The sequence below is a fragment of the Streptomyces durocortorensis genome (assembly GCF_031760065.1).
Taxonomy (GTDB): Bacteria; Actinomycetota; Actinomycetes; order Streptomycetales; family Streptomycetaceae; genus Streptomyces.
This window is the reverse complement of record NZ_CP134500.1, coordinates 2,942,182-2,968,142: the sequence shown is the minus strand read 5'-3', so window position 1 is coordinate 2,968,142 and position 25,961 is coordinate 2,942,182. Positions and strand designations below refer to the sequence as shown.

General features: G+C 70.9%; 23 protein-coding genes. 13 read left to right on the top strand and 10 right to left on the bottom strand.

Annotated features, from left to right (window positions below; all coding sequences use genetic code 11):
* Positions 1–97 precede the first annotated feature (97 nt).
* Entirely contained in the window at positions 98–1,504 is a 1,407-nt protein-coding gene (locus RI138_RS13030) for a helix-turn-helix domain-containing protein (protein ID WP_311120050.1), read from the top strand.
* 118 nt (positions 1,505–1,622) lie between these two features.
* On the opposite strand, the gene argS is transcribed toward RI138_RS13030, so the two are convergent.
* Complete coding sequence (argS, locus tag RI138_RS13025; protein WP_311120049.1) at positions 1,623–3,395, bottom strand: arginine--tRNA ligase; 1,773 nt, start codon at positions 3,393–3,395, stop codon at positions 1,623–1,625.
* Between the two features lie 135 nt (positions 3,396–3,530).
* On the opposite strand from argS, the gene lysS reads away from it, so the two are divergent.
* Complete coding sequence (gene lysS / locus RI138_RS13020) at positions 3,531–5,303, top strand: lysine--tRNA ligase (RefSeq protein WP_311120048.1); 1,773 nt, start codon at positions 3,531–3,533, stop codon at positions 5,301–5,303.
* A 94-nt stretch (positions 5,304–5,397) separates the two neighbouring features.
* Here lysS and RI138_RS13015 read toward each other — a convergent pair whose 3' ends face one another.
* The 3 genes from RI138_RS13015 to RI138_RS13005 all read right to left on the bottom strand — a co-directional run bounded on the left by RI138_RS13015 (position 5,398) and on the right by RI138_RS13005 (position 9,224).
* A complete protein-coding gene (locus RI138_RS13015; RefSeq protein ID WP_311120047.1) occupies positions 5,398–6,840 on the bottom strand; it encodes a DUF2637 domain-containing protein in 1,443 nt (480 codons plus the stop codon).
* Positions 6,841–7,350: 510 nt separating this feature from the next.
* Complete coding sequence (locus RI138_RS13010; protein ID WP_311120046.1) at positions 7,351–8,169, bottom strand: DUF3558 domain-containing protein; 819 nt, start codon at positions 8,167–8,169, stop codon at positions 7,351–7,353.
* 206 nt (positions 8,170–8,375) lie between these two features.
* Complete coding sequence (locus RI138_RS13005) at positions 8,376–9,224, bottom strand: DUF3558 domain-containing protein (RefSeq protein ID WP_311120045.1); 849 nt, start codon at positions 9,222–9,224, stop codon at positions 8,376–8,378.
* A gap of 163 nt (positions 9,225–9,387) precedes the next feature.
* Between RI138_RS13005 and RI138_RS13000 the strand changes: the two genes are divergently transcribed.
* A complete protein-coding gene (locus tag RI138_RS13000; protein WP_311120044.1) occupies positions 9,388–10,581 on the top strand; it encodes an RtcB family protein in 1,194 nt (397 codons plus the stop codon).
* Between the two features lie 88 nt (positions 10,582–10,669).
* Here RI138_RS13000 and RI138_RS12995 read toward each other — a convergent pair whose 3' ends face one another.
* On the bottom strand, positions 10,670–11,332 hold the full coding sequence (locus tag RI138_RS12995; RefSeq protein WP_311120043.1) for an HAD family hydrolase: 663 nt from the start codon (positions 11,330–11,332) through the stop codon (positions 10,670–10,672).
* 77 nt (positions 11,333–11,409) lie between these two features.
* Positions 11,410–12,150 carry a GntR family transcriptional regulator gene (locus tag RI138_RS12990; RefSeq protein WP_311120042.1) on the bottom strand — a complete coding sequence of 247 codons (741 nt, stop codon included), beginning with the start codon at positions 12,148–12,150 and terminating at the stop codon, positions 11,410–11,412.
* Positions 12,151–12,464: 314 nt separating this feature from the next.
* Here RI138_RS12990 and RI138_RS12985 point away from each other — a divergent pair, with 314 nt between their 5' ends.
* From RI138_RS12985 to RI138_RS12970, 4 genes are read left to right on the top strand one after another with little or no spacing between them, the layout of a single operon-like run.
* Positions 12,465–13,613, top strand: a complete 1,149-nt coding sequence (locus RI138_RS12985; RefSeq protein ID WP_311120041.1) for an extracellular solute-binding protein — start codon at positions 12,465–12,467, stop codon at positions 13,611–13,613.
* Between the two features lie 2 nt (positions 13,614–13,615).
* Entirely contained in the window at positions 13,616–14,572 is a 957-nt protein-coding gene (locus RI138_RS12980) for an ABC transporter permease (protein WP_311120040.1), read from the top strand.
* On the top strand, positions 14,569–15,402 hold the full coding sequence (locus RI138_RS12975) for an ABC transporter permease (protein WP_311122883.1): 834 nt from the start codon (positions 14,569–14,571) through the stop codon (positions 15,400–15,402). The genes RI138_RS12980 and RI138_RS12975 overlap by 4 nt, the downstream gene beginning before the upstream one ends.
* Positions 15,399–16,463 (top strand): ABC transporter ATP-binding protein, encoded by a 1,065-nt coding sequence (locus RI138_RS12970; RefSeq protein WP_311120039.1) that lies wholly within the window; start codon positions 15,399–15,401, stop codon positions 16,461–16,463. The genes RI138_RS12975 and RI138_RS12970 overlap by 4 nt, the downstream gene beginning before the upstream one ends.
* Positions 16,464–16,532: 69 nt before the next feature.
* Here the strand turns inward: RI138_RS12970 and RI138_RS12965 are convergent, their stop codons facing one another.
* Complete coding sequence (locus RI138_RS12965; RefSeq protein ID WP_096631537.1) at positions 16,533–17,291, bottom strand: SDR family NAD(P)-dependent oxidoreductase; 759 nt, start codon at positions 17,289–17,291, stop codon at positions 16,533–16,535.
* A 179-nt stretch (positions 17,292–17,470) separates the two neighbouring features.
* On the opposite strand from RI138_RS12965, the gene RI138_RS12960 reads away from it, so the two are divergent.
* Complete coding sequence (locus RI138_RS12960; RefSeq protein WP_311120038.1) at positions 17,471–17,977, top strand: hypothetical protein; 507 nt, start codon at positions 17,471–17,473, stop codon at positions 17,975–17,977.
* A gap of 25 nt (positions 17,978–18,002) precedes the next feature.
* The gene (locus RI138_RS12955; protein WP_311120037.1) at positions 18,003–18,710 is read left to right on the top strand and encodes an AAA family ATPase; all 708 of its coding nucleotides are present in this window, start codon (positions 18,003–18,005) and stop codon (positions 18,708–18,710) included.
* Positions 18,711–18,722: 12 nt separating this feature from the next.
* Here RI138_RS12955 and RI138_RS12950 read toward each other — a convergent pair whose 3' ends face one another.
* From RI138_RS12950 to RI138_RS12935, 3 genes are all read right to left on the bottom strand, one after another.
* Positions 18,723–19,457, bottom strand: coding sequence for a Mut7-C RNAse domain-containing protein (locus tag RI138_RS12950; protein ID WP_311120036.1), 735 nt, complete (start codon positions 19,455–19,457; stop codon positions 18,723–18,725).
* A 196-nt stretch (positions 19,458–19,653) separates the two neighbouring features.
* The gene (locus tag RI138_RS12940; protein WP_311120035.1) at positions 19,654–19,968 is read right to left on the bottom strand and encodes a hypothetical protein; all 315 of its coding nucleotides are present in this window, start codon (positions 19,966–19,968) and stop codon (positions 19,654–19,656) included.
* A gap of 307 nt (positions 19,969–20,275) precedes the next feature.
* Complete coding sequence (locus RI138_RS12935; RefSeq protein WP_311120034.1) at positions 20,276–20,860, bottom strand: hypothetical protein; 585 nt, start codon at positions 20,858–20,860, stop codon at positions 20,276–20,278.
* A 331-nt stretch (positions 20,861–21,191) separates the two neighbouring features.
* On the opposite strand from RI138_RS12935, the gene hemL reads away from it, so the two are divergent.
* The 4 genes from hemL (at position 21,192) to RI138_RS12915 (ending at position 25,944) form a co-directional block, all read left to right on the top strand.
* The gene (gene hemL, locus RI138_RS12930) at positions 21,192–22,463 is read left to right on the top strand and encodes a glutamate-1-semialdehyde 2,1-aminomutase (protein ID WP_311122882.1); all 1,272 of its coding nucleotides are present in this window, start codon (positions 21,192–21,194) and stop codon (positions 22,461–22,463) included.
* Positions 22,460–23,164 (top strand): histidine phosphatase family protein, encoded by a 705-nt coding sequence (locus RI138_RS12925; RefSeq protein ID WP_311120033.1) that lies wholly within the window; start codon positions 22,460–22,462, stop codon positions 23,162–23,164. Before hemL ends, RI138_RS12925 begins: the two co-directional genes overlap by 4 nt.
* A gap of 850 nt (positions 23,165–24,014) precedes the next feature.
* Positions 24,015–25,274 carry a polysaccharide deacetylase family protein gene (locus RI138_RS12920; protein ID WP_311120032.1) on the top strand — a complete coding sequence of 420 codons (1,260 nt, stop codon included), beginning with the start codon at positions 24,015–24,017 and terminating at the stop codon, positions 25,272–25,274.
* A gap of 67 nt (positions 25,275–25,341) precedes the next feature.
* Positions 25,342–25,944: a TlpA family protein disulfide reductase gene (locus RI138_RS12915; RefSeq protein ID WP_311120031.1), complete on the top strand. Its 603-nt coding sequence runs from the start codon at positions 25,342–25,344 to the stop codon at positions 25,942–25,944.
* Positions 25,945–25,961 lie beyond the last annotated feature (17 nt).

Here is a 25,961-nt window from a genome sequence, read left to right as displayed (position 1 = left end):
ATTGGGGATGCTGGAACGTCTACGCGTACGGTGACCTGCGGGAATTTCGCGTCCCTGGAACGCCGTTCCGGGACGGACCAGGGAGGGGAACGCCGTCGTGGCGACGCCGGAGGCCGAGCACTTCGCGGCCCTGCTGAAGGAACTGAAGGGCCGTTCGGGACGCAGCTACGGGGTTCTCGCGGGGAGACTGCACGTCAGTACGTCGACCCTCCACCGGTACTGCAACGGTGACGCCGTGCCCAACGAGTACGCTCCCGTCGAGCGGTTGGCGCGGCTGTGCGGGGCGACGGGCGACGAGCTGGTGGAGGTGCACCGGCGGTGGATCGTTGCGGACGCGGCCCGGCGGCGGCCGACGGGGGCGGGGGTTCCTGCTCCTGCTCCCGTTCCCGTTCCCGTTCCCGCTCCCGATTCGGCTTCGGCTTCGGCTTCGGTGAAGCCTGCGCCGGAGCCCGAGTCCGAGTCCGCGCCTGCGGCCGAGCGTGTGCCCCCGTCCGCGCCTCCCGACCCCGTCACCGACTCGCCCGCCGGAGCCCCCGGTGGCAGTCGCTCCCCGTGGGCCCGGCTCTCCCGGCGTACCCGGGTGCTGCTCGCCGCCGCCGGGGCCGCCGTGCTCCTCGTGCCCACCACCGTCGTCGCCGCCGATCTCGTCGGGTCAGGAGCTGGGTCGGGGGCGGAGGGCGGTGCGGTTGCTTCGGACCGGGCCGGGAGGGAGGGCGGCGATTCGGTGGTTCCCGGGGCCTCCTCCTTCCCCGCCTCCCCGGCCTCGCCGTCGGTGAGCGACTCCCCGTCATCCGGCGGTCCGTCGGCCGCGCCCCCGGTGGAGCCCGGCGCGCCCGCCCGTTCCGGTGCGGAGCGGCCCAGGAGCGGCGGTACGGGGCTCGGTGCGCCCCCGGCCGTCACCATCTCCTCGTACAACTGGGATGAGCCCTGCGGGCAGTTCTACCTGCTGAACCGGGGACCGGAAGGCCTGGCTCCGCCGCCCCCGCCGCAGGACCGGCGCGGCTGGGCCCAGTCCTACGGTGGCGTGGACGCGGGGAACATGCTGCTTCAGCTGACCGTGCAGGGCACCACGCGCGAGGCGGTCGTCCTGAAGGGGCTGTATGTGCGGGTGCTGTCCCGCAAGGCTCCGCTGCCCTGGTCGGCGTACCTGATGGGGAACGGCTGCGGCAGCGGCATCGCGCCCCAGACCTTCGCGTCCGACCTCGACACCCGGCACCCGATCATGACCCCCGTACCCGGAACGCAGGGCGACCGGACGATCCCCGCCGTGCCTTTCCCGTTCAAGGTGACGTCCGAGGACGTGGAGGTCTTCAACCTGGACATGAAGGCCGTGGGGTACGACGTCACCTGGTACCTGGAGCTGAAGTGGAGCAGCGGCGGGCGTGAGGGGATGCTGCGGATCGACGACCACGGCAAGCCGTTCCGTACGAGCGGGATGCGGGGGCGGCCGATGTACACGTACGGCAACGACGAAGTGAAGTGGGAGCCCTTCACCCCGGGGTGAGCCGTACCGGCGGGGATCTACGACGCCGCCGTGGAACCAGCCGCCCCTGGGGCGTGCCCCACGCGCGTGGGCCCCGGCACATCACCCGTGCCGGGGCCCACGCGCGTACGCTCCGGGGTCAGAGCCGCTCGGGCGTCCGGATGCCGAGCAGTGCCATCCCCTGGTGGAGGGTCCGGGCGGTGAGGTCCACCAGGAAGAGCCGGTTCTCGACGACCTCGGGGGCGTTGTCCGGGCTGAGCACCTGGCACTGGTCGTAGAACGTCGTCAGGTGGGACGCGAGCTGGTAGAGATACGCGGCCAGCTTGTGCGGTTCGTAGCCCGCCGCGACCTCGCCCAGCACCTCGCCGAACTGGTCCAGGTGCAGGCCGAGCGCACGCTCCGCCGGGGCCAGCGCCAGCTCCGGGTGGGCGGTCGGCACCGCGTCGCCCGCCTTGCGCAGGATCGACTGGATACGCGCGTACGCGTACTGGAGGTACACCGAGGTGTCGCCGTTCAGCGACACCATCTGGTCCAGGTCGAACTTGTAGTCCCGTACGGCGGAGGTGGACAGGTCCGCGTACTTCACGGCCCCGATGCCGACGTACCGGCCGTTCTCCACGATCTCGTCCTCGGTCAGGCCAACCTTCTCGGCCTTCTCCCGGACGACCGCCGTGGCCCGGCCGACCGCCTCGTCGAGGAGGTCCTCCAGCCGGACCGTCTCGCCCTCACGGGTCTTGAACGGCTTGCCGTCCTTGCCGAGGACCGTGCCGAAGGCGAGCTGCACGGCCCGCACGTCCTCGTTCAGCCAGCCAGCCCGCCGGGCGGTCTCGAAGACCATCTTGAAGTGGAGCGACTGCCGGGCGTCCACCACGTACACCAGGGTGTCGGCCTTGAGGTCCTGCACCCGGTTCCGGATCGCGGAGAGGTCGGTGGCCGCGTAGCCGTAGCCGCCGTTCGTCTTCTTCACGATGAGCGGGACCTTGTTGCCGTCCGGGCCCTTGACGTCGTCGAAGAACACGCACAGCGCACCCTCGGAGCGGACGGCGACACCCGTCTCCTCCAGGATGCGGCAGGTCTCCTCCAGCATGTCGTTGTAGCCGGACTCGCCGACGATGTCGGGGTCACGGATCTCCATGTCGAGCTTGTCGAAGACCGAGTGGAAGTAGATCTTCGACTCGTCGACGAAGCCCTGCCACAGCTCCAGCGTCTGCGGGTCCCCGGCCTGGAGGGCCACCACCCGGTCCCGGGAGCGCGCCTTGAACTCCTCGTCCGAGTCGAACAGGGCCCGCGACTCCTTGTAGACCCGGTTGAGCGTCGACATCGCCGCCTCGCCGTCGCTCGCGCCTCCCTCGTGCTTCAGGGCGCCCGGGTGCTCGATCAGATACTGGATCAGCATGCCGAACTGGGTGCCCCAGTCGCCGATGTGGTGCCGCCGGACGACGTCCTCGCCGGTGAACTCCAGGATCCTGACCATCGCGTCACCGATGACCGCCGACCGCAGGTGGCCGACGTGCATCTCCTTGGCGACGTTCGGCTGGGCGTAGTCGATGACCGTCGTCCCGGCCTCCGCCCTCAGCGGCACGCCGAGCCGGCCGCCGTCGTCCGCCGACCTGGCGGCCAGCGTCTCGACGATGGCCTTGTCGGTGAGCGTGATGTTGAGGAAGCCGGGCCCGGAGACCTCGATGTCCTTGATCAGCCCGCCCGCCGGGAGGGCGTCGGTGACCTGGCCCGCCAGCTCGCGCGGGTTGCCCTTGAGCTTCTTGGCGAGCGCCAGGATGCCGTTGGCCTGGAAGTCGGCCCGGTCGCTTCGGCGCAGCAGCGGGTCCGCGGTGCCGGCATCCGGCAGAGCTGCCGTCAGGGCGTCCGCCAGCTGCTGCTGGAGCGTGGAAGCGAGGGAAGGGACCGAGGCCATGGCTGGCTGCCGTTTCCGTAGGGGTACAAGGGATCACCCCAGTATCCCACGGGGCGTAAAGCCGTTTTCGCGCTGCGGGAGGTAACTGGGAGAATGGTCCGTACCCCATCGGGAAACGACAGACGAGAGAAGGACGTGCCGACCGTGGCCGAGAGTCAGACCAGCACCGAGACCGACTGGGTCTCCCGCTTCGCGGACGATGTCATCGCCGAATCGGAGCGTCGTGCGCCTGGCAAACCGGTCGTCGTCGCCTCCGGTCTGTCCCCCTCGGGCCCGATCCACCTCGGCAACCTCCGCGAGGTCATGACCCCGCACCTGGTCGCCGACGAGGTCCGCCGCCGCGGATACACCGTGCGCCACCTGATCTCCTGGGACGACTACGACCGCTACCGCAAGGTCCCCAACGGGGTTCCGGGCGTGGACGCGTCCTGGGCCGAGCACATCGGCAAGCCGCTGACCTCGGTGCCCGCCCCGGCCGGCTCCGCGTACCCGAACTGGGCCGAGCACTTCAAGGCCGCCATGACGGCCGCCCTGGACGAGCTGGGCGTCGAGTACGACGGAATCAGCCAGACGGAGCAGTACACCGCCGGGACCTATCGCGAGCAGATCCTGCACGCGATGAAGCACCGGGCCGACATCGACGCCGTCCTCGACCGCTACCGGACGAAGAAGGACCCGGCGGCGGCCGGTTCCGCGGCCAAGGGCGGTAAGAAGCCCCAGCAGCAGAAGAAGGTCGACGAGGCCGAGCTGGAGGCCGCCGAGGGCTCCGGCGCCGCCGACGAGGACGACGGCAGCGGAAACAGCGCGGGCTACTTCCCGTACAAGCCGTACTGCGGCAACTGCGAGAAGGACCTCACGGTCGTCACCTCCTACGACGACGACAGCACCGAGCTGAACTACACCTGCTCGGCGTGCGGCTTCGCCGAGACGGTCCGGCTCAACGAGTTCAACCGCGGCAAGCTCGTCTGGAAGGTCGACTGGCCGATGCGCTGGGCGTACGAGGGCGTGATCTTCGAGCCCAGCGGCGTCGACCACTCCTCGCCCGGCTCCTCCTTCGTCGTCGGCGGCCAGATCGTCCGTGAGGTCTTCGACGGCGTCCAGCCCATCGGGCCCATGTACGCCTTCGTCGGCATCTCCGGCATGGCCAAGATGTCCTCCAGCAAGGGCGGGGTGCCCACCCCGGCCGACGCGCTGAAGATCATGGAGGCGCCGCTGCTGCGCTGGCTCTACGCCCGCCGCAAGCCCAACCAGTCGTTCAAGATCGCCTTCGACCAGGAGATCCAGCGGCTGTACGACGAGTGGGACTCGCTGGGCCGCAAGGTCGCCGACGGCACGGTGCTGCCCGCCGACGCCGCCGCGTACTCCCGCGCCGTCCGCACGGCGGCCGGGGAGCTTCCCAGCACCCCGCACCCGCTGCCGTACCGGACGCTCGCCTCGGTCGCCGACATCACGGCCGGCGCCGAGGACCAGACGCTGCGCATCCTCAGCGAGCTGGACCCGGAGAACCCGCTGACCTCGCTGGACGAGGCGCGCCCGCGCCTCGACCGTGCCGAGAACTGGATCACCACCCAGGTCCCGGCCGAGGCCCGCACCATCGTCCGCGACGAGCCCGACAAGGAGCTCCTGGGATCGCTCGACGACCAGGGCCGCGAGTCCCTGCGCCTCCTCCTGGAGGGCCTGGACACCCACTGGTCGCTGGACGGCCTCACCACGCTGGTCTACGGGGTGCCGAAGGTGCTGGCCGGTCTTGAGCCGGACGCCAAGCCGACGCCCGAGCTGAAGGCCGCCCAGCGGTCCTTCTTCGCGCTGCTCTACCGGCTGCTCGTCAGCCGCGACACGGGGCCGCGGCTGCCCACGCTGCTGCTCGCGGTGGGTGCGGAGCGGGTACGGAGGCTGCTGGGCGCATAGCCGTACGTACGGTGAAGGGTCGCCGCCCGGGGTTCCGGGTGGCGACCCTTTCGGCTGCGGTGGCCGGGTCAGGCTGTCTGGTCGGGCTGTTCGGTCAGGCTGTCTGGTCGGCGGCCGACCGCGCCGGGACGTAGGCCTGCTTGAACTCGGGCATCAGGCGCAGGAGCAGCTCCCGCGAGCGGGGGTGGTGGACGTTGCGCGTGTCGGAGAGGTGGATGTCCAGGATCTCCACGCTCGGGTACTGGCCCTCCTGGTCCGTGTACGCGGTGAACACCTCGAAGGCCATCTCGGCGTACTCGGAGTCCTCCTGGGACCACTCCTCCAGCTGCGGGGCCTCTTCGGGGCCGATGGCCTGGGGCGCCTCGGGTGCCTGGGGCGCCCCGGCGGCCGGGGGCTGGGGGAGTTCCTCGCGGCGGGGGTGCGGGACCGCGCCGATGGTGCCCACGTCCCCGAGGGGCCGGGTGCGGCCGGGGCCCGCGGGGATCTGGACCGGGGCGGGCTCCAGGCCCTCGACGTACTGCGGGTTGTACGCGCTCTCGTGGACGTTGTCCGGCAGCTTCTGGGCGGCGAACCAGGGGCTGTCGTGGGTGGGCGGGACCTGGAGGGCCGCCGGGTCCTGCTGGGGCGCCTGCTCCTGGAGTGATGTGGGCTGCGGCTGCGGCTGGTGGGGCTGTTGGGGGTGCTGCTGGGCCTGCTCCTGGGGCTGTTCCTGCTGGGGCCCGTGCTCCTCGCGCTCCTGCCCATGCTCCTCGCGCGGTTCGTACGGAAGCTCCGCCTGGCTCTGCTCCGGCTTGCTCAGCTCCGTCTTCGGGCGGTCGGCCCCGACGGGCATCGGCGGCAGCAGGGCCGGTTCGATGCCCGCGGCGGCGAGCCCGGCCGGGGCGGTCTCGGCGAGGGGGACGCCGTACTTCGCCAGGCGCAGCGGCATCATCGACTCGATGGGGGCCTTGCGCCGCCAGTTGCGGCCGTAGCGGGCCTGGAGGCGGGCCTGGTAGATCAGCCGGTCCTGTTCGAGCTTGATGACCTGCTCGTAGCTGCGCAGCTCCCACAGCTTCATCCGCCGCCACAGCTTGAACGTCGGTATGGGGGAGAGCAGCCAGCGGGTGAGGCGTACGCCCTCCATGTGCTTGTCGGCGGTGATGTCCGCGATCCGGCCCACCGCGTGCCGGGCGGCCTCGACGGAGACGACGAAGAGGACCGGGATAACCGCGTGCATCGCGGTGCCCAGCGGGTCGGGCCAGGAGGCGGCGCCGTTGAACGCGATCGTCGCGGCCGTCAGCAGCCACGCCGTCTGGCGCAGCATCGGGAACGGGATGCGCATCCAGGTCAGCAGGAGGTCCAGGGCGAGCAGGACGCAGATGCCCGCGTCGATGCCGATGGGGAAGACCAGCGAGAACGACCCGAAGCCCTTCTCCTCCGCGAGCTCGCGCACGGCGGCGTAGGAGCCCGCGAAACCGATCGCGGCGATGACCACCGCACCGGCGACGACGACCCCGATGAGTATGCGGTGCGTGCGGGTCAGCTGCATGGCGGCCACCGGCGATCCCCTCCCCGACCTCTGTACCCGGCTTCTGTGTCCGGCGTTGTTTCCCGTCCGGGCATCCGATGCCCGGCGAGGGGACAGCCTGGCACATGTGTGCGAGCTTCGTTGCGCGGGGAGGGGCGCGACTGTCCCGCCGGCTCCCCTGCCTGCGCCGGAGGTGGTAGGAGACGGTGACCGCCGCCGGCAGCGGGCCCCAGAGCAGCAGCGGGACGCAACACCAGCCCATGAACGCCCGGTGGGCCCCCGTGAGGGTGCCCTGGTCGACCGAGTCCCGGATCATCAGCTGACTGGACGTCACCAGGGTCATGGGCAGGGCGCCGAGAGCGGGGGGCGCGACCGCGACCGTCGGGCGGACCGGCCTGCCGCCGATGAACGGGAGCCAACGCGGCGTGACAAGGCCCCAGTTGCCGAGCGGCCCGAGGGCGAGGAGGGCCGCACCCTCCTGCGGGAGGGTGATCAGCGGAAGGGTCGGATGGCCGTTGCCGGGTATGCCGTGGTCGGTGCTCAGCCCGCCTTGGGCGAGGCCTTGGAGTCGTCCTTCGCGTCGCTCTTGGCGTCGTCCCCGGCCTTGTCCTCCGCGGGAGGCGTCGCCGTGGACTCGGCGGTGGCCTCGACCGCGGCGACGGCCTCCTTCGCCGCCTTCAGCGCGCCCTTGGTGATGTCGGCCTTGGAGGGTGTCTTGGCGCCCGCGTACCCAGCGCCGTTGTACGTCAGGGTGACGACGACGTTGCCCGTGCGGGCGACGACGGTGGCGTACTCGAAGTCCTCGTCCGTCTGCTTGAGGCCGTACGTGATGACGCTGGCCTCCTCGCCGATGCCCTTGCCAGGCTCGGCGGCGACCTTCTCGGCGCCCTCGGAGGCCTTCGTCTTGGCGATCTGCTTGGCGTACTCGGCGGTGGCGCGCTTGGCGCCGCTGCCCAGCGACTGGTCCGAGTCGAAGCGGGTGAAGCCGACGTCCAGCCAGCGGTACTGAGAGCCCTTGACACCCTTGTCGTCCAGGCCGTTCCAGGAGCAGTTGCCGCGGATCGAGAGATCGTTGGAGCGGCCCGCGGTGCCGTTCTTCTTCTTCGCCTCGGGCACCAGGTCCTCGATCGTCTTCTTCTTGATCGAGGCGCACGGGTCGGGCAGGTCGGAGAACTTCGCCGGTTCGACCGCGGGCGCGCTGGGCTTCTTGGTGTCGGCGGAGCCGGACGACGAGGAGCCCTCGTTCTTCTTGCCGTCGGACTCGGAGCCGGAGTCCGACGAGCAGCCGACGGCTACGAGCATCACCGGGACGGCGGCGCAGGCGAGGAGGCGGGACAGGCGCGGGGCTGATCGGTGCATGGTTCCTTCACTCGGATGGCACGGAGGTCTCGGCGGGCAGGTCGGGTCGTCTTCGGACCATCCTCGGACCGTCTTCGGGTCTGCGTCGGATCGTCGTCGGGTCGTCTTCCGGACAGCCACGGTACGACGGCCGGCGACCGTCCCGCGTCCCGGTTCCGGTCCCCCTCGGACCGGAATCCGGCCGTGGAGGACCCGTCGGAGGGGGCCTATTCGCTGAGCTTCTCGGCCAGCTTCCGGGCCAGTGCCTGGGCCTTCTCCTGGAGTTCCCTGCTGTCGGGCACCTTGGTGACGAGGGCGGGCTGCTCGGCGTACCGGACGGTCACGATCACGTTCGATGTGCGGAACACCACGCTCACGGTGCGGTGTTTCGCGGTGGAACCTGCCCGGGTGAGGCGATCGTTCAGAAATGCGGCATCTCCGAGGCCGTCGAGGACACGGGGGCGGAGGTCGTCGGCGGGGCTGCCGGGGGAGGCGGACGAGGAGGAGGCTGTCGAGGGGGACGGGTCCGACGAGCCCGTCGCGCCCTCCGGCTTCCCCTTGCCCTCGTCCTCGTCCTTGCCCTTGTCTGTTTCCTCGCCCTTCGCCGAGCTCTTCTCCGCGTCCGGGCCGGGCGTCGCGGAGGACAGGCCGGCGGCCTTCTCCTTCTTCGCGTAGACCGTGTCGGCGCGGTCGTCGTCGCTGACCGCGGGGTCGTACGACACGACCCGCTCCAGGTCGATGGAGAGGCTCCGGGTGGCGTCTGGCGCGTCCGACTTCCAGCTGCATCCGACCCTGCGGTCGGTGTCGTACGTGACGGACGCGACGCCCCGGAACACCTTGTCCTGCTGGCTCTCGGGCAGCTCCGCGGCGCCGGGCAGCAGGTCCTTGAGCGTCCCGCGCGGCACGGAGCGGCAGGGGGCGGGCAGGGTCAGGTACTTGCCGGGGGGCGCGGAGGTGACCGCAGGGCTGCCCGGCTTGCTGTCGCCGCCGCTCGCTTCGCTGTCGGCGCCGGCGCTACAGCCGACGACGAGCGCTGCGAGGAGCGCGGCACCGGGTACGTACGCCTTGTGTCGCACCGTCCCAGGCTCCCTTCGGTACGGAAAAGCGGTTGCCGCTGCTAGGCGGCCGATGGAGACAATGTGTATCGCACGCACTGCTGTGGATGCCGGTCGGCCGACGTGTTCGCCGACCTTGGCACCGGTTTTGCGCTTTCAGTCTTTTCGGGGGAATCGAGGAGTTATGTCGTACGTAGAGGTGCCGGGAGCGAAGGTTCCCATCCGGATGTGGACGGATCCGGCGTCGGTCGAGGACGTCGCCATGCAGCAGCTGCGGAACGTGTCCACGCTGCCGTGGATCAAGGGTCTCGCGGTCATGCCGGACGTCCACTTCGGCAAGGGGGCCACGGTCGGTTCGGTGATCGCGATGCAGGGCGCGGTGTGCCCGGCCGCGGTCGGGGTGGACATCGGCTGTGGGATGTCGGCGGTGAAGACGTCCCTGACCGCAAACGATCTTCCCGGCGACCTGTCACGGCTGCGTTCGAAGATCGAGCAGGCCATTCCGGTGGGCCGGGGTATGCACGCCGACGCGGTGGACCCGGGGAAGCTGCACGGGTTCCCGACGTCGGGGTGGGACGACTTCTGGGGGCGGTTCGGGGGGATCGCGGAAGCGGTCAAGTTCCGTCAGGAACGTGCCACCAAGCAGATGGGAACGCTCGGCTCGGGCAATCACATGATCGAGTTCTGTCTCGACAGTGACGGGGCGGTGTGGCTGATGCTGCACTCGGGCTCCCGCAACATCGGCAAGGAACTCGCCGAGCACCACATCGGCATCGCCCAGAAGCTGCCGCACAACCAGAGCCTCGTCGACCGGGACCTGGCCGTCTTCATCTCGGACACCCCGCAGATGGCCGACTACCGGAACGATCTCTACTGGGCGCAGGAGTACGCCAAGTACAACCGCGCGATCATGATGGCGCTCTTCAAGGACGTGGTCCGCAAGGAGTTCAAGAAGGCCAAGCCGGTCTTCGAGCAGGAGATCTCCTGCCACCACAACTACGTCGCGGAGGAGCGGTACGACGGAGCGGACCTGCTCGTCACCCGTAAGGGGGCCATCCGTGCCGGTTCCGGCGAGTTCGGGATCATCCCCGGCTCGATGGGCACCAGCTCGTACATCGTGAAGGGCCTGGGCAACGAGAAGGCGTTCAACTCGGCCTCGCACGGCGCCGGTCGCCGGATGAGCCGGAACGCCGCCAAGCGCCGGTTCACGGTGCGGGACCTGGAGGAGCAGACGCGGGGCGTGGAGTGCCGCAAGGACTCCGGCGTTCTGGACGAGATCCCGTCCGCGTACAAGCCGATCGAGCAGGTCATGGAGCAGCAGCGGGACCTGGTGGAGGTCGTCGCCAAGCTCAAGCAGGTCATCTGCATCAAGGGCTGACGGGCCACCCGCGTGTGAAGGGCGTCGCCGCCGGTGGCGGCCCCCCTCACCGGCCCGGCGGGGAGCCCTCGCCGGCCCGGCGGGGGCCCTATGCCGCCCCCGCCAGGTCCGCCTCCGTCAGGGAGGTGACCAGGACCGTGCGCGGGCCGGGCTCGATGCCGGGGACCGAGGGGACGGCGAGCAGGCGGCAGCCCGCGGCGAGGGCGGCGGCGGCGCCCGTGGGGGTGTCCTCGACGGCCAGGCAGTCCTGCGGGGCCACTCCCAGCGCGGCCGCGGCGGCCAGGTACGGGTCGGGGTGCGGCTTGCCGCGGGGTGCCTCGCCCGAGGCTATCGACGTGTCGAAGCGGTGCCGGCCCAGGGTGTCGAGCACCAGGTCGGCCACATGCCGTTCGGACGCGGTCACCAGGGCGGTGGGCACCCCCAGCGCCCGCGCCCGGTCCAGCAGCCGGAGGGCGCCCGGCTGGACGGCCACTCCGGCCGCCACCCGTGCGGTGAACGCCCGGTCGAGACGGGTGGCCGTCTCCGCGGCGGACAGGGCGGTGAGGCCGTCGCGTACGAGACGGTCCGCCGAGTCGGCCACCGCGGCGCCCGCGAACGGGGCGAGCGTGTCCGCGTCCGCCGGGGAGCCCTGTGCGCGCAGGAACCCGGCGACGGTGTCCAGCCAGGCGTGTTCGGTGTCGACGAGGGTGCCGTCCATGTCGCAGAGGAGGGCGGCGGGGCGGGGGAGCGGGGGCAGGGAGAGCGGGGACATGCGTGCTCGCTGTTCGTGGGAGGGGTGACCGGGGCGCTGGTCGGGGGTGGCCTGTGGGGCGGGGCGTGCCCGCCCCATCAGTCGGGCGTCGTGCGGACCAGGGGATTCGCCTGTACCGAATTGCGGACCGTGAAGACCACCGAACCCGGCTTGTAGCGGTCGTCCGAGGTCTCGACCGGGCGGCCGTCGGGCGTGGTCGTGGTGCGGCGCACCCGCAGCAGCGGGGAGCCGCGCCGTACGGCCAGTTCCCGGGCGTCCGTGGTGCCCGCGGCGATCGCGTCCAGGTGGTGTTCGCCGTGGCTCATGAGGACGCGGGCCTCGTCGTACAGGCTCTGGGTGACCGACTCGCAGTCGTCCGGCAGCCGTTCGACGGCGGCCGCCGCCCACCCGGCGTACACCGTGCGCTCCAGGAGCGCCGGCTCGCCGTCCAGGGTGCGTACCCGCAGGACGTGGAGGACCGTGTCACCGGGGGCGAGGTGGAGTTGGGCGGCCTGTGCCTCGGTGGCCTTCGCGCGGCGTGAGCGGAGCACCAGGCCGCCGGGGGTGCGGCCGCCGGCCCTGGCCCACTGGGCGAAGCTGCGCAGCTCGGTGAAGCTCTGGCTGGGGGTGGTGGACAGGACCGTGCGGCGGGCGCCCTGCCGGGAGCCGATCAGGCCCTCCGACTGGAGTGTGCCGAAGGCCTGCCGGAGCGTGCCCCGGGACACCCCGTGGGCCAGGGCGAGTTCGGACTCGGACGGCAGTTCGGAGCCCACCGGATAGGTGCCTTCGGCGATGGCGACGCGCAGCTCCTCGGCGATCTGCTGGTGCCGTCGGATCACGTCTCTCCTAGGGGGCTTTCGGGGCTGTCGGCGGGCGTCCGGGCGGGCTCCCGGGCGGGCAAGGACGATCATGTCATCCGCACGCGGTGTCCCGCATCCCTGAACTGCGCGCAATCGGTGTTCCCCCAGAAGTGCGAACCCTGCGTCTTTCCGCTTTGGCGGTAGGTAAACCTACGTCTTTATAACGCTTCTGACCTGCACTTTTTCCTCCGTGAGGGCTTTACTGGCCGGTCATTAGGCTGCTAGCTTCGGCTGGCTTACTGACGCTGGCTTGTCCATACAGGTGGCTCGCCGAAGACCCAGGAGTACGCATCGTGAAGGCACACCGTCCCCGTCGCGTCCTGACCGCCGCGGCCCTCGCAGGCCTCACCGTCGTGGTGGCCGCCGGCTGTGGCTCCGCGCCCGACGACGCGGGCGCGAAGGACAGCAAGGCCGCGAAAGCGGAGTCGGCCGCGGACCTCGGCGGCATGGACAAGCTCGTCGAGGCGGCGGAGAAGGAGGGCAAGCTCAACGTCTACGCCCTCGCGCCGGACTGGGCCAACTACGGCGAGATGATCGCGGCCTTCGAGAAGAAGTACGCCATCGAGGTCAACAACGAGGACCCGGGCGGCAGCAGCCAGGGCGCGCTGAACGCGGCGGCCAAGCGCAAGGGCCAGAGCCGGGCCGTCGACGCGCTGGACCTCGGCACCTCGTACATGCAGGAGGCCAAGAAGCAGGACCTGCTCGCGCCGTACAAGGTCCAGGGCTGGGACGACATCCCGGACGCGCAGAAGCAGCCGGACGCCTCCTTCATGAACAACTACGGCGGCTTCATATCCATCGGCTGCGACGCCAAGGCCGTGAAGAACTGCCCCGAGACGTTCAAGGACCTGCTCAAGCCCGAGTACCGCAACAAGGTCGCGCTCAACGGCGACCCGACCGAGTCCGGCTCCGCGCTGGCCGCGGTCATCGCGGCCTCGCTGGCCAACGGCGGTTCCCTGGACGACGCCCAGCCGGGCCTGGACTTCTTCCAGGAGCTGAAGAAGAAGGGCAACTTCGTTCCCGCGAAGTCCACGCTCGCCACCATCCAGCAGGGCGAGACGCCGATCTCGATCGACTGGGACTACCTCAACCTGGGCTACGGCGTGAAGCTCAAGCCCAAGGGCGTCGACTGGCAGGTCGCGGTGCCCTCCGACGGCCTGTACTCGCGCTACTACAACCAGGGCGTCAACAAGTACGCCCCGCACCCGGCCGCCGCCCGCCTGTGGCTGGAGTTCATCTACAGCCCCGAGGGCCAGAACATCTGGCTGAAGGGCTTCTCGCGCCCGGCGCTCCTCGACACGATGAAGAAGGACGGCACCGCCGACAAGGCCGCCGTCGCGCAGATTCCCGAGGTCGACGGCGTGCCCGAGGAGCCGACCGCGGAGCAGGAAGCGAAGGCCAAGGAGACGGTCGTGCAGGGCTGGGGCAAGGCGGTCAGCTGACCATGCCCGACAAGACCGCACTTCCCGTCCCCGCCGCGGGCTCCGTGCCCGCGGCGGGCACGGCCGCCCCCGCGCCACCCGCGCCACCCGTGCGGGACGGCGGGGGCCCTCGCCGCCGCACCCGTCGGCACCGGTGGCCCGTCGTCGTTCCGTTCTTCGTGTTCCTCGCGGTGTGCTTCGGGCTGCCCGCCGGGACCATGGTGTACGGGGCGTTCACCGTCCTCGACCCGGCGAGCGGCACCAGTGAGCTCTCGACCGAGAACGTCAGCGGGTCGCTGTCCGGGGCGTACGCGACCGGGCTGACCGGGAGCGTCGAACTCTCGGCCGTGACCGCCCTGCTGGCGACCGTGATCGGCGCCCTGATCGCCCAGGCAGTCGTCAGCTCCCCGCGGGCGGGGCTGCGGGGCATCGTGGTCTCGGCCAGCGGGGTGCTGGCCAACTTCTCCGGCGCGCCGCTCGCCTTCGCCTTCATCGCGACGCTCGGCACGACCGGCACCGTCACCCAGCTGTTCCACCTGGACCGGACGGGCTTCAGCCTCTACAGCTTCACCGGCCTGGTGCTGGCCTACCTCTACTTCATGATCCCGCTGATGGTGGTGATCGTCCTGCCCGCGCTCGACGGTCTGCGCGCCCAGTGGCAGGAGGCCGCCGCGTCCTGCGGTGCGACCCGGTCGCAGTACTGGCGGCACGTCGGCATCCCGGTGCTGACGCCCTCGCTGGTCGGCGGTGCGGTGCTCATGTTCGGCACCGCGTTCGCCTCGCACGCCACCGCCGCGGTGATGGTCGGCTCCTCGCAGCCGCTGATCACCATCCAGATCGCCAACGCCCTCAACGGCAACGTCCTTGTGGGCCAGGAGAACCTCGCCCTCGCCATGAGCCTCAACATGGTCGTGATCGCGCTGCTCGTGATGGCCGTACAGATACCGTTGCAGCGCAGGAGTACCCGATGGCTCGGATGAAGATCACCTCACGAGGCATCGTCCTGCCGGTCGCCGCGCTGTATTTCCTGGTCCCCATCGGCGCCTCGATCTGGTTCAGCGTCAACGAGGTGGACGGCGTCAGCTTCGACGCGTACACGCAGGGACTCGGCACCGAGGGGCTGACCGCCAGCCTGATGCTCTCGGTGCGTCTGGGCCTGGCCACCATCGCCTGCGGTCTGCTCCTGATGGTGCCGACCCTGGTCGCGGTCTCGCTCTATCTGCCCAGGCTGCGCCGGATCGTCGAGATCCTGTGCATGATGCCGCTGGTCGTCCCGCCGATCGCGCTGGTCGCGGGCGTCACCACCGTGCTGTCCTGGGAACAGGATCTGGCCGACACGCCCCTCTACATGACCTTCCAGGTCCTGCGGGACGAGAACTTCCCGCTGGTCCTCGTGCTCGTCTACACGGTCATGTCCCTGCCGTTCCTGTACCGCTCGCTGGACGCCGGGCTGCGCGCCGTCGACCTGCGCACCCTCGTCGAGGCCGCCCGCAGCCTGGGCGCCTCGCGCCTCCAGACCCTGTGGCAGGTGATCGTGCCGAACCTGCGGACCGCGGTCACGGGCGGGGCAGTGCTCAGCCTGGCCATGGTGCTCGGCGAGTACACCGTCGCCTCCGTGCTCTCCTACCGCCCGTTCTCCGTGTGGATGGTGGAGATCAAGGACTCCGAGGCGCAGCTGTCGGTCGCGGCCGCGATGCTGAGCCTGCTGATCACCTGGGGGCTGCTGCTCCTGCTCACCACCCTGGCCGGCGGCCGCAGCCGCCGCCGTACGAACTCCGGCCGCGAGAACCGAAAGAAGACCGTGTCATGACCGTCCCTGTGCAACTCAAGAATCTGCGCCGGGAGTTCGGCTCCACGGTCGCGCTCGACGGGCTCGACCTGGACATCGCCCCGGGCGAGATGGTCGCCCTGCTCGGGCCGTCCGGCTGCGGCAAGACCACCGCGCTGCGCATCATCGCGGGGTTCGAGACCGCCGACGGCGGCGAGCTGCTGATGGACGGCGAGGACGTCACCCGGGTCCCGGCCAACCGCCGCGACATCGGCATGGTCTTCCAGTCGTACAGCCTCTTCCCGAACATGACGGCCGCCGAGAACGTCGCGTACGGCCTGCGGGTACGGGGCCGGGGCGCCGTCGAACGCAAGGAGCGGGCGGGGGAGCTGCTGGAGCTGGTCGGCCTGCCCGGCCGCGAGGGCCATTACCCGCACCAGCTCTCCGGCGGCCAGCAGCAGCGCGTCGCGCTCGCCCGCGCCCTGGCCATCCGCCCCAAGGTGCTGCTCCTCGACGAGCCGCTGTCCGCCCTGGACGCCAAGGTGAGGCTCACTCTCCGCGAGGAGATCCGGCGCATCCAGCTGGAGCTGGGCATCACCACCGTCTTCGTCACCCACGACCAGGAGGAGGCGCTGTCCATGGCGGACCGCGTCGCCGTGATGAAGGACGGCCGGCTCGAACAGTGCGCCGCGCCCGGCGAGTTGTACGACCGTCCCGCGACGCCCTTCGTCGCCGAGTTCGTCGGCACCATGAACCGGCTGCCGGGGACCGTCCGGGACGGCGGGGTCGTCGAGCTGTTCGGGCGGCGGCTGCCCATCCACGGCGAGACGCCCGCCTCCGGCGCCGAGGTCGACGTACTGCTGCGCCCCGAGGGGCTGGCGGTCGGCGCCGCCGACGACACGTCGGGCACCCCGGCGACCGTGCGGGTGGCGACCTTCCTCGGCGCCACCACCCGGCTGCACCTCACCACGGACTCGGGGGCCGACTGCAAGGCCGACCTGCCCAGCTGGGAGGCGACCGCGCTGGCACCGGGAGCTCGCTGCACGATCACCCCGCACGACAACCCCGTGCTCGTCGCCGAGCGAGCCGTCGCCCCGTCCTGAGGGACCCTTGCGATGACGTTCACGGACGTCTGACGCCGGGGACCGGAACACCGGTCCCCGGCGTCCGGCTCACAGCGTGCGGTGGACCTTCGTATTGGAGGCCTGGGCGCGGGGCCGGACCACCAGGAGGTCGATGTTGACGTGGCTGGGGCGGGTCACGGCCCAGCCGATCGTGTCGGCGACGTCCTCGGCGGTCAGGGGGGCGTCGACGCCCGCGTAGACCTTGGCCGCCTTCTCGGCGTCCCCGCGGAAGCGCGTGGTGGCGAACTCATCGGTCCTGACCATGCCGGGGGCCACCTCGATGACGCGGACCGGGGTGCCGACGATCTCCAGGCGCAGGGTCTCGGCCAGCACGTGTTCGCCGTGCTTGGCTGCGACGTATCCGCCGCCGCCCTCGTACGCGGACAGGGCGGCGGTCGAGGAGAGGATCACGATCGTGCCGTCGCCGCTCGCGGTGAGGGCGGGCAGCAGGGCCTGGGTGACGTTGAGGGTGCCGATGACGTTCGTCTCGTACATCTGTCGCCAGTCGGCGGGGTCGCCGGTCGCCACGGGGTCGGCCCCCAGCGCCCCGCCCGCGTTGTTGACGAGGACGGCGAGGGAGCGGAAAGCGGTGGCGAACTCGTCGACCGCCGCCCGGTCGGTGACGTCCAGGGGGTAGGCCGTCGCCTGGTGCCCCGCCTCGGTGATCTCGGCGGCCAGCGCCTGGATGCGGTCCTTGCGGCGTGCGGTGAGCACGACGCGGAATCCGGCGGCGGCCAGTGTGCGGGCGGTCGCGGCGCCGATGCCGCTGCTCGCGCCGGTGACGACGGCGATGGGGGTGGCGGCCATGGCGATCTCCTCGGACAGCTGATCGGTTACGGGGAAAGGATAGGCAGGCGACAGGGGGTCTTTCCGGGTGGGCGTGGGCTGTGTGGGTGGGGGCGAGCGCGTCACATCGGTACGTTCATCGGATTAGTAGGTGTGATCGGTATGTTCCGGGCATGCAGATGCGTAGGAGAGGACTGTTGATGCCGCTGTCCGTCGTGCTCGCGACGGCCGCGGCGATGACCGTGCCGGCGGCTGCCGTGGTGCCCGGTGCTGCCGCTTCGGCCACGGAGCGCGCCGGGACTTCCTCCGCCGCCGCCCCCGTGCCGGAAGCGGACATCGCCCACCACGGGCACGTCACCCTCTGGGCCGACCGGATCCGCATCCGGCTGCGGACCGAGAACCGCGGGCCCACCGACGTACCGGCCTCGACGGTACGGCTCCGCTTCTCCGCGCCGCTGTCCGTACGGCAGCAACTGCCCCCGGGCTGTCTGTGGGGCGGCAGGGCCGCTGTGCTCTGCGAGACGGGTGCGCTGCCCTCCGGCGGGCAGGCCCGGCAGACCGCGCTGGAACTGCGGCTCGCAGGGCGACCGGCCGAGGTGGTCCTGCGGGTCGACACGGTGTGGAGCGGCGGGACACGCGACGCGGACTCCCGGAACGACGAGCACACGGTGCTGGCCCCTTCGACCGGGGACGCGTACGCCTTCTGAGCCGGGGACCGGTCATCATGGGCCGGTGATCGTCGAACGCGCCTACGCCCATGTGTACGCCCCCGAGCCGGACGCCTGGCCCTGGTCGGTGCCCTGTGTGCGGCAGTTCCTCGCCGAGGGGCTGCGCTTCCGGGCGCCGGTGACCTTCCTCGTCGGCGAGAACGGTTCGGGGAAGTCGACGCTGGTGGAGGCGCTGGCCGAAGGTTTCGGGCTCGACTCGTACGGCGGTTCGGCCGACTGGAAGTACGCCACCTCGCGGGGCAAGTCCGCGCTCGGGGAGCGGGTCCGCTTCGACACCGCGCCCCGCGGGCGGCGGATGATCGGCAGCCGGGCCGCGCGCAAGGGGTTCTTCCTGCGTGCGGAGACCGCCCTCGACGCCCTGGACCGGGAGAGCCTGGAGCCGGACTCCCGCAGTCACGGGGAGGGCTTCCTCGCCGCGTTCCGGGAGAAGTTCGTGGTGCCGGGGCTGTACGTCATGGACGAGCCCGAGGCCGCGCTCTCCTTCGCCTCCTGCCTCGAACTGCTCGGCCACATCGACCAGCTGACGAAGGCGGGCGGCCAGGTGGTGTGCGCCACCCACTCTCCGCTGCTCACCGCGCTGCCGGGCGCCGACATCGTGCAGGTGGGCGACGGCGGGATGGAGCGGGTGCGGTGGGCGGACCTGGCCCTCGTCGACCACTGGCGGCGCTACCTCGCCGACCCGCAGGCATATCTGCGCCACATCATCGGCTGAGACGGCCCTCCACTACGCCGCCGCGCCCCCGAACTCCCGTACCGCGTCCGCCACGATCGTCTCCAGGTGGCCGTGGTGGGCGCCCCGCCAGTACACCCGGGAGCAGTCGGTGCACTGCGCGAACACGTCGTACGCCTGCTGTGTGCCGTGCTCCAGCAGCTCGCTCACGGAGTCCTTGTCGGCCTCGGCCAGCACGCCGTTGCACGCGGTGCACCGGGTCCACGGGGCGAGGACCGGCGCGAAGCGGCCCAGGACGTCCCGCAGCTGCTCCTGCGGGCGGTCGCTGTAGACGTACGCCCCCGCCCAGATCTCGCGGCGGCGCAGCAGCCCGCGGTCCCGGGAGAGCAGGACGCGCCGCTCCCGCGCCGAGAGGGCGGCGAGGGCCGGGTCGCCGATGTCCTCGCTCTCGTAGGCCGCGTCGACGCCCAGCAGTCGCAACCGGCGGGCGAGCGTGCCGAGATGGACGTCGAGGAGGAAACGCAGGGGTGCGCCGGGGACCTGCTGGGGGCGCTCCACGGCCCGTACGTCGATGTGCTCGCCCGGCTCCGGCACATGGGAACGGTCCACCGGGTCACCGTTCACCAGCAGGTCCCCGGCCTCGGTGAGGGGGACGCCGAGGGACTCGATGACATGGCCGAGGGTGGAGGCGCCGTCGGTGGTGAGCGGCGTTGGGCCTCGGCGGCGCTCGTGCGGGATGAAGAGCCGCAGCTCAGGGGCTACTTCGACGGTGATCTCGGGTCCGTTCACGGGGCCAGGATGCCACCCGGGCGAGGCGGGCGGCCAGGGATTTGGCGAGGGTGGCAGCGGTCGGAGCCCGTCACCGGGGCGGAGGCTCGGGCCGGAGCGGAGGAGGGGGCTGCCGGGCAGATGGGGCTGTCTGCCCGGACCGTGGGCCTGATGGTGCTGGGCGATCGTGCGGCAGACGGGAACTGTCGGACAGGCCTTAGCGCTTCTGAGCGGGTGCCGGCGGTGACGGGGCGCGATCGGGGGTGGCGTCCGGCCGCTGCGCGCTGATGGCGGCGGGCCGGTCGGCGGTGGGGGCCGGGGCGTCGTAGAGGGGGCCGAGCGCGACGTGCGCGTCGTCCACGATCTCCTCGGCCAGCAGCAGCATCTCCTGCTCCGTGAGCCGGGCCGCCCGGTGGGTGTACGGGGACGGCGGCGCCGGGTGTCTGCGGCGCCACCAGCAGTCGCAGGCGGCGTAGATCCCGCTGCCGAAGACCAGAAGGGGGATGGACAGGGCCAGCAGAACGTCGCCCACGGCGGACCTCCTCGACGGTCGATGCCCTCTGCATCGGCGCGGGGGGAGGGTCGGCTGAAGACCGGCCGTCGGCCAATTCCCCGTGATGTGTGGCTCGATTCGACCGAATACGTGCGCGTGGGCGCGACTGTCTGAATGCTTCGAGTACCCGTACGGCCGATTTTCGCTCGAAAGGGCTTTTCGCTCCGGTCGTTGATCCCGGCCCGGCACCCGGGTGCTATGCCTCCCCGGGCAGGTGGGCGGCCTCAGCCCGCCGTCTCGCGCCGAGTCGGACGGCCTCGGGCGGAGCGCGCCGGGGAATTCCGGATCAGGGCCACACCAGGCAGTAGGCCTGGTGTCCCGCGTCGTGCAGGCGGTGGGAGAAGTCCTGCCACTCGTGGAGCAGCTGATAGACGTTGAAGGCGTCGCGCGGGCCGCCGCGGTCGGGGACGGTGGACCAGATGAAGGCCGCCGCGCCGACGGACTCCTCGCCGACACCGCGGAGCGGGTCGACGACGGTCATCGGGAGTTTCACCACGGCGTAGTCGGGGTGGAGCACGACCAGTTCGAGCGGGGGGACCTTGTGCAGGGGTATGCCCTGGATGCCGGTCAGGACCATGGCGGCCACCGTCTCCGGCTTGATCTTGGTGAACATGCCGCCCATGCCCAGCTCGTCGCCGCCGAGCTCCTCCGGGCGCATCGAAATGGGCACCCGTGCGGCCGTGGCCCCGTCCGGGGCGCCGAAATACTTGTAGGTCACCCCCATTCCGCCACCGCTCCTGCTCCCGGGGTCCGGAGTGCCCTCCGCGCCCCTGCCCTGTACGCGCTCGGCCCTGCGCCGGTGCCGCCCTCGTCGGGCAGGCTCGGGCCCCAGGTCGTCGGTCCCTTCGCCCACTCCGCCACCGCGATGCATATCTCCACCCGACTACTACTTCTTAGGAGGCACAGCCCCCGCCGCGCAACCCGATCATCGTGTCAGTGACCTCCCCCGCGGGCGTCCGGTGAAACACCTGTCCGCAAGACCGTCCGTGCCTCTGACACCATGGCATGTGTGAGCTTTCCCTATGTCGGCCCAGTTTCGCAGACGCGAGGGGACTGACGCTCTTTCGTGATACGAGCGGAGCGCGCTTCCTGCTCACCGGTGGCCGGGATTCCCCTGGATTTTCCGGCCCGGCCTCCCGATACCCCCATCGCAGATCAGGACCAAAGTGGCGTATTCATACGAAGCCCCAGTTTCGCAGTCGCTGTTCGACCGGGCGTCCGTCGTGACGCCCGGCGGCGTGAACTCACCCGTGCGTGCCTTCCGGGCCGTGGGCGGTACGCCCCGGTTCATGGTGTCCGGCACCGGCCCGTACCTCACCGACGCCGACGGCCGCGAGTATGTCGACCTCGTGTGCTCGTGGGGGCCGATGATTCTCGGCCACTCCCACCCCGAGGTCATCTCCGCCGTCCAGGAGGCGGTCGCCCGGGGTACCTCGTTCGGTACGCCGGGTGAGGGCGAGGTCGCGCTCGCCGAGGAGATCGTGGCGCGGATCGAGCCGGTCGAGCAGGTCCGCCTGGTCTCCTCCGGCACCGAGGCGACGATGTCGGCGATCCGGCTGGCCCGCGGCTTCACCGGCCGGGCCAAGGTCGTGAAGTTCGCCGGGTGCTACCACGGCCACGTGGACGCGCTGCTCGCCGCCGCCGGGTCGGGCCTGGCCACCTTCGGGCTGCCCGACACCCCGGGGGTGACCGGCGCCACGGCCGGGGACACCGTCGTGCTGCCGTACAACGACCTGGACGCGGTGCGCGCCGCCTTCGCCGCGCACCCCGGCGAGATCGCCTGTGTGATCACCGAGGCCTCGCCCGGCAACATGGGCGTCGTCCCGCCCGCCGACGGCTTCAACGCCGGGCTCAAGGAACTGTGCGCGGCCAACGGGGCGCTGTACATCTCCGACGAGGTCATGACGGGCTTCCGTACGTCGAAGGCGGGCTGGTACGGCGTCGACGGCGTCCGGCCCGACCTGATGACCTTCGGCAAGGTCATGGGCGGCGGCTTCCCCGCCGCGGCCTTCGGCGGCCGCGCCGACGTGATGGCCCACCTCGCCCCGGCCGGGCCGGTCTACCAGGCGGGCACCCTCTCCGGGAACCCGGTCGCCACCGCCGCGGGCCTCGCCCAGCTGCGGCTGCTGGACGATGCGGCGTACGCGAAGATCGACGCGGTCTCCGCCGAGCTGCGCACCCTGGTGGGCGCCGCGCTCAGCAAGGAGGGCGTCGCCCACACCGTCTCCGCCGCGAGCAACATGTTCTCGGTCTTCTTCACGGACCAGCCGGTGCGCGACTACGACGACGCCAAGAAGCAGGAGGCGTTCCGCTTCACCGCGTTCTTCCACTCCATGCTGGAGCAGGGCGTCTACCTCCCGCCCTCCGCGTTCGAGTCCTGGTTCGTCTCCACCGCCCACGACGAGCGGGCGGTCGAGCGCATCGCCGCCGCTCTCCCCGCCGCCGCCCGCGCCGCATCGGAGGCCACCGCATGAGCGACAACGCCGGCCGCGACGAGCAGCTGACCGTGGTGCACCTGGTTCGTCACGGCGAGGTGCACAACCCCGAGGGCGTCCTCTACGGCCGCCGCCCCGGCTACCACCTCTCCGACCTCGGCCGGAAGATGGCCGACCGGGTCGCCGAGCACCTGGAGCGGCGCGACATCACCCATGTCGTCGCCTCCCCGCTGGAGCGCGCCCAGGAGACGGCCGCCCCGGTCGCCAAGGCGCACGGCCTGGACCTGGCCACCGACGCCCGGCTGATCGAGGCCGCCAACGTCTTCGAGGGCAAGACCTTCGGCGTCGGCGACGGGGCGCTGCGCAAGCCGGACAACTGGAAGCACCTCACCAACCCCTTCAAGCCGTCCTGGGGTGAGCCGTACGTCGAGCAGGTCGTCCGCATGATGGGTGCGCTCGACGCCGCCAAGGACGCGGCGCGCGGGCACGAGGCGGTCTGCGTCAGCCACCAGCTGCCGATCTGGATCGTCCGCTCCTTCGTGGAGCGCCGACGGCTCTGGCACGACCCGCGCAAGCGCCAGTGCACGCTGGCCTCGCTGACCAGCTTCACCTACCGGGGCGACACGATCGTCTCGGTCGGCTACTCGGAGCCCGCCCGGGACCTGGTGCCCGCGCATCTGCTGGCGGGGGCCAAGCCGGTGAAGGGGAAGCCGGGGCAGTCCAAGGCGTTCGGGGCGTAGCCCGACGCCTCCGGGGGCCGACGAGATCGGACGTCACGGGACCGGCTGCCGCGAGCTGCGGCGGCCGGTCCCGTCCTCGTTGCCGGGTGCGGCGGGAAAGCGCACCGAACGCGAAGGCAGGCCAAGTCCTGGGCCGCGGCCGCCCGCACCGGCACCCCCTCGTCGAACCGCTCGACGGCGATCCCGGCCATCGCGCCGTCACCTTCCTGTGGCGCGCCCACCGATCCCGTACGGCTTCAGCGGCGGCTGCCGGCGCTGCCGGCGCACGGCGTCGCCGACCCGCTCAACCCCCATCGCCTGCCGGTGCGCCGGCGGTCCGTCGCTCTCGCCGGGATGGCGGCCCGGCGGCGGGGACCGGGAGCCCGGCGGCATCGTCCACCTCGACATCGGACTGCACGACGGGACCGTGTCGGCCGAACACGGCGAGGCCCTCGTATCCGTACTGCGCGCCCGGGGGCACCGGGTCACCCGCGATGTCCACAACGGCGGCCGCGACCACGCATGTTGGCAGGGGCTCCTGGCCGACACGCTGGTGGAGGCCTTCCGCCAGGGGCGCCCCGCGAGGGACGGCGGTCAGGGCGCATGAGCTCCCCGGGACGGGGAAGTCGAACCGCGGGGCGGCTCCCGGACATGTGCTCGGGCGGTGACCGGAACGGCACGGGCCTCCCAGCGCGTCCTTCCGCAGGAGTGGGCGCAAGGTGACGGGGCCGGACAGCGGTGACAGGGCCGGACAGCAAGGTAAAGCGTAAAGAAAGTCCTTAAATATGCGGAACCGTCGTGTTGACCACCTCATCTAACCCTTCAGTAGTTTGTATGTCCTTGAGATAAAACGACCGCAGATGGGGGCGGCATGCGCGACATCAATCGAAGGGGGCTGCTCGGAGCCGGACTCGGGGCCGCGGCCGCGATCGGACTCGCCGGCTGCGGGGCCTCGGGTTCCTCCGGAGGCGACAGGTCCGGTCAGGGCGGCGGCAAGGGGGACACGGGCACCGGAGGCAACGGGGGCGGAAACGGTTCTCCGAAGGACAGGGTCCGGCTGATCGGTGACGGCTCCACCGCCGACACCGGCAAGCAGCCGCACCAGCCCTCCGCGCCCGTTCCGCTCGAACCCGGCCAGAAGCCCCCGCAGTTCGTGATCTTTTCCTGGGACGGTGCGGGCGAGGTCGGCAACGGTCTCTTCCCGCGCTTTCTCGACCTGGCCAAGGAACACGACGCGGCCATGACCTTCTTCCTCTCCGGGATCTATCTCCTGCCCGAGTCGAAGAAATCCCTCTACCGTCCGCCGAACAATCCCCGCGGCGCTTCCGACATCGGCTATCTCACCGACGGCCACGTCAAGGACACGCTGAAGTACGTGCGTCAGGCGTGGCTCGACGGTCATGAGATCGGCACACACTTCAACGGCCATTTCTGCGGCGGTTCCGGATCGGTGGAGCGCTGGACGCCCGCCCAATGGCGCAGCGAGATCAATCAGGCTGTGTCCTTCGTCACGGAATGGCGGACCAACACCGGCTGGGAGAACGAGGACCCGCTCCCGTTCGACTACCGCAAGGAACTGGTCGGCGGCCGCACCCCCTGTCTGCTCGGCCAGGACAATCTGCTGCCGACCGCGAAGAAGCTGGGCTGGCGCTACGACGCCAGCTCGCCCGGCGGCCGCCAGACCTGGCCCGTGAAGCGCGGCGGGATCTGGGACCTCCCGCTCCAGGCGATGCCGTTCCCCGGGCACTCCTTCGAGGTGCTCTCGATGGACTACAACATCCTCGCCAATCAGTCGAAGAATTCGACGAAGGGCATGCCCTCGCGTTATCCCGGCTGGCGCACCCAGGCGACCGGGGCCTATCTCGCCGGTTTCCAGCGCGCGTACGAGTCGAATCGCGCACCGTTCTTCATCGGCAACCACTTCGAGGAGTGGAACGGCGGCATCTACATGGACGCCGTAGAAGAAGTGATCAAGAAAGTCGCGGGCAAGGAGGACGTGCGCCTCGTCTCGTTCCGGCAGTTCGTCGACTGGCTCGACGTCCAGGACCCCGCCGTGCTCGCCAAGCTCCGCACGCTGGACGTCGGACAGTCGCCCGCCGGTGGCTGGAACTCCTTCTTTAAACAAGCTTGACAAGGGGCTTTACGGGCACCGAGGGGGGCGCGGGAGATCGCCGGAACTGCCATGCGAAACTTTTCACATGAGCTTTGGCCGCGCGTCCCGACGCCGCTTCACCCTGCTCGCCGCCACCGCCGTGGCCGGTGCCCTGACGCTGTCCGCGTGCGGGGACGGCAACAAGGCCGGGGGTGGCGGCAACACCAACTTCGTCACCGGCAGCGGGGGTATCTCCACCGTCGCCAGGAGCGAGCGGGTCGCGGCTCCGAAGCTGGCGGGCAACGGGCTGGACGGCAAGCCGCTCGACCTCGCCGACTACCGGGGCAAGGTCGTCGTCCTCAACGTCTGGGGCTCCTGGTGCGGCCCCTGCCGACTTGAGGCGAAGTACTTCGCCAAGGTCTCCGAGGAGACGAAGGACCAGGGCGTCCAGTTCGTGGGGATAAACACCCGGGACGCCCAGCGGGACGCCGCGGTGAACTTCGAGAAGGACTACGGGATCACCTACCCGAGCTTCTTCGACCCGATCGGCAAGCTCATCCTCCGCTTCCCCAAGGGCACCCTGAACCCGCAGGCCATCCCGTCCACCGTGGTCATCGACCGGGACGGGAAGATCGCGGCCCGCACGCTCCAGGCGCTCGACGCGGACGAGCTGCACAAGATGATCGACCCGATCATCGCGGAGAAGTGATCCGGTGACCACGCTCG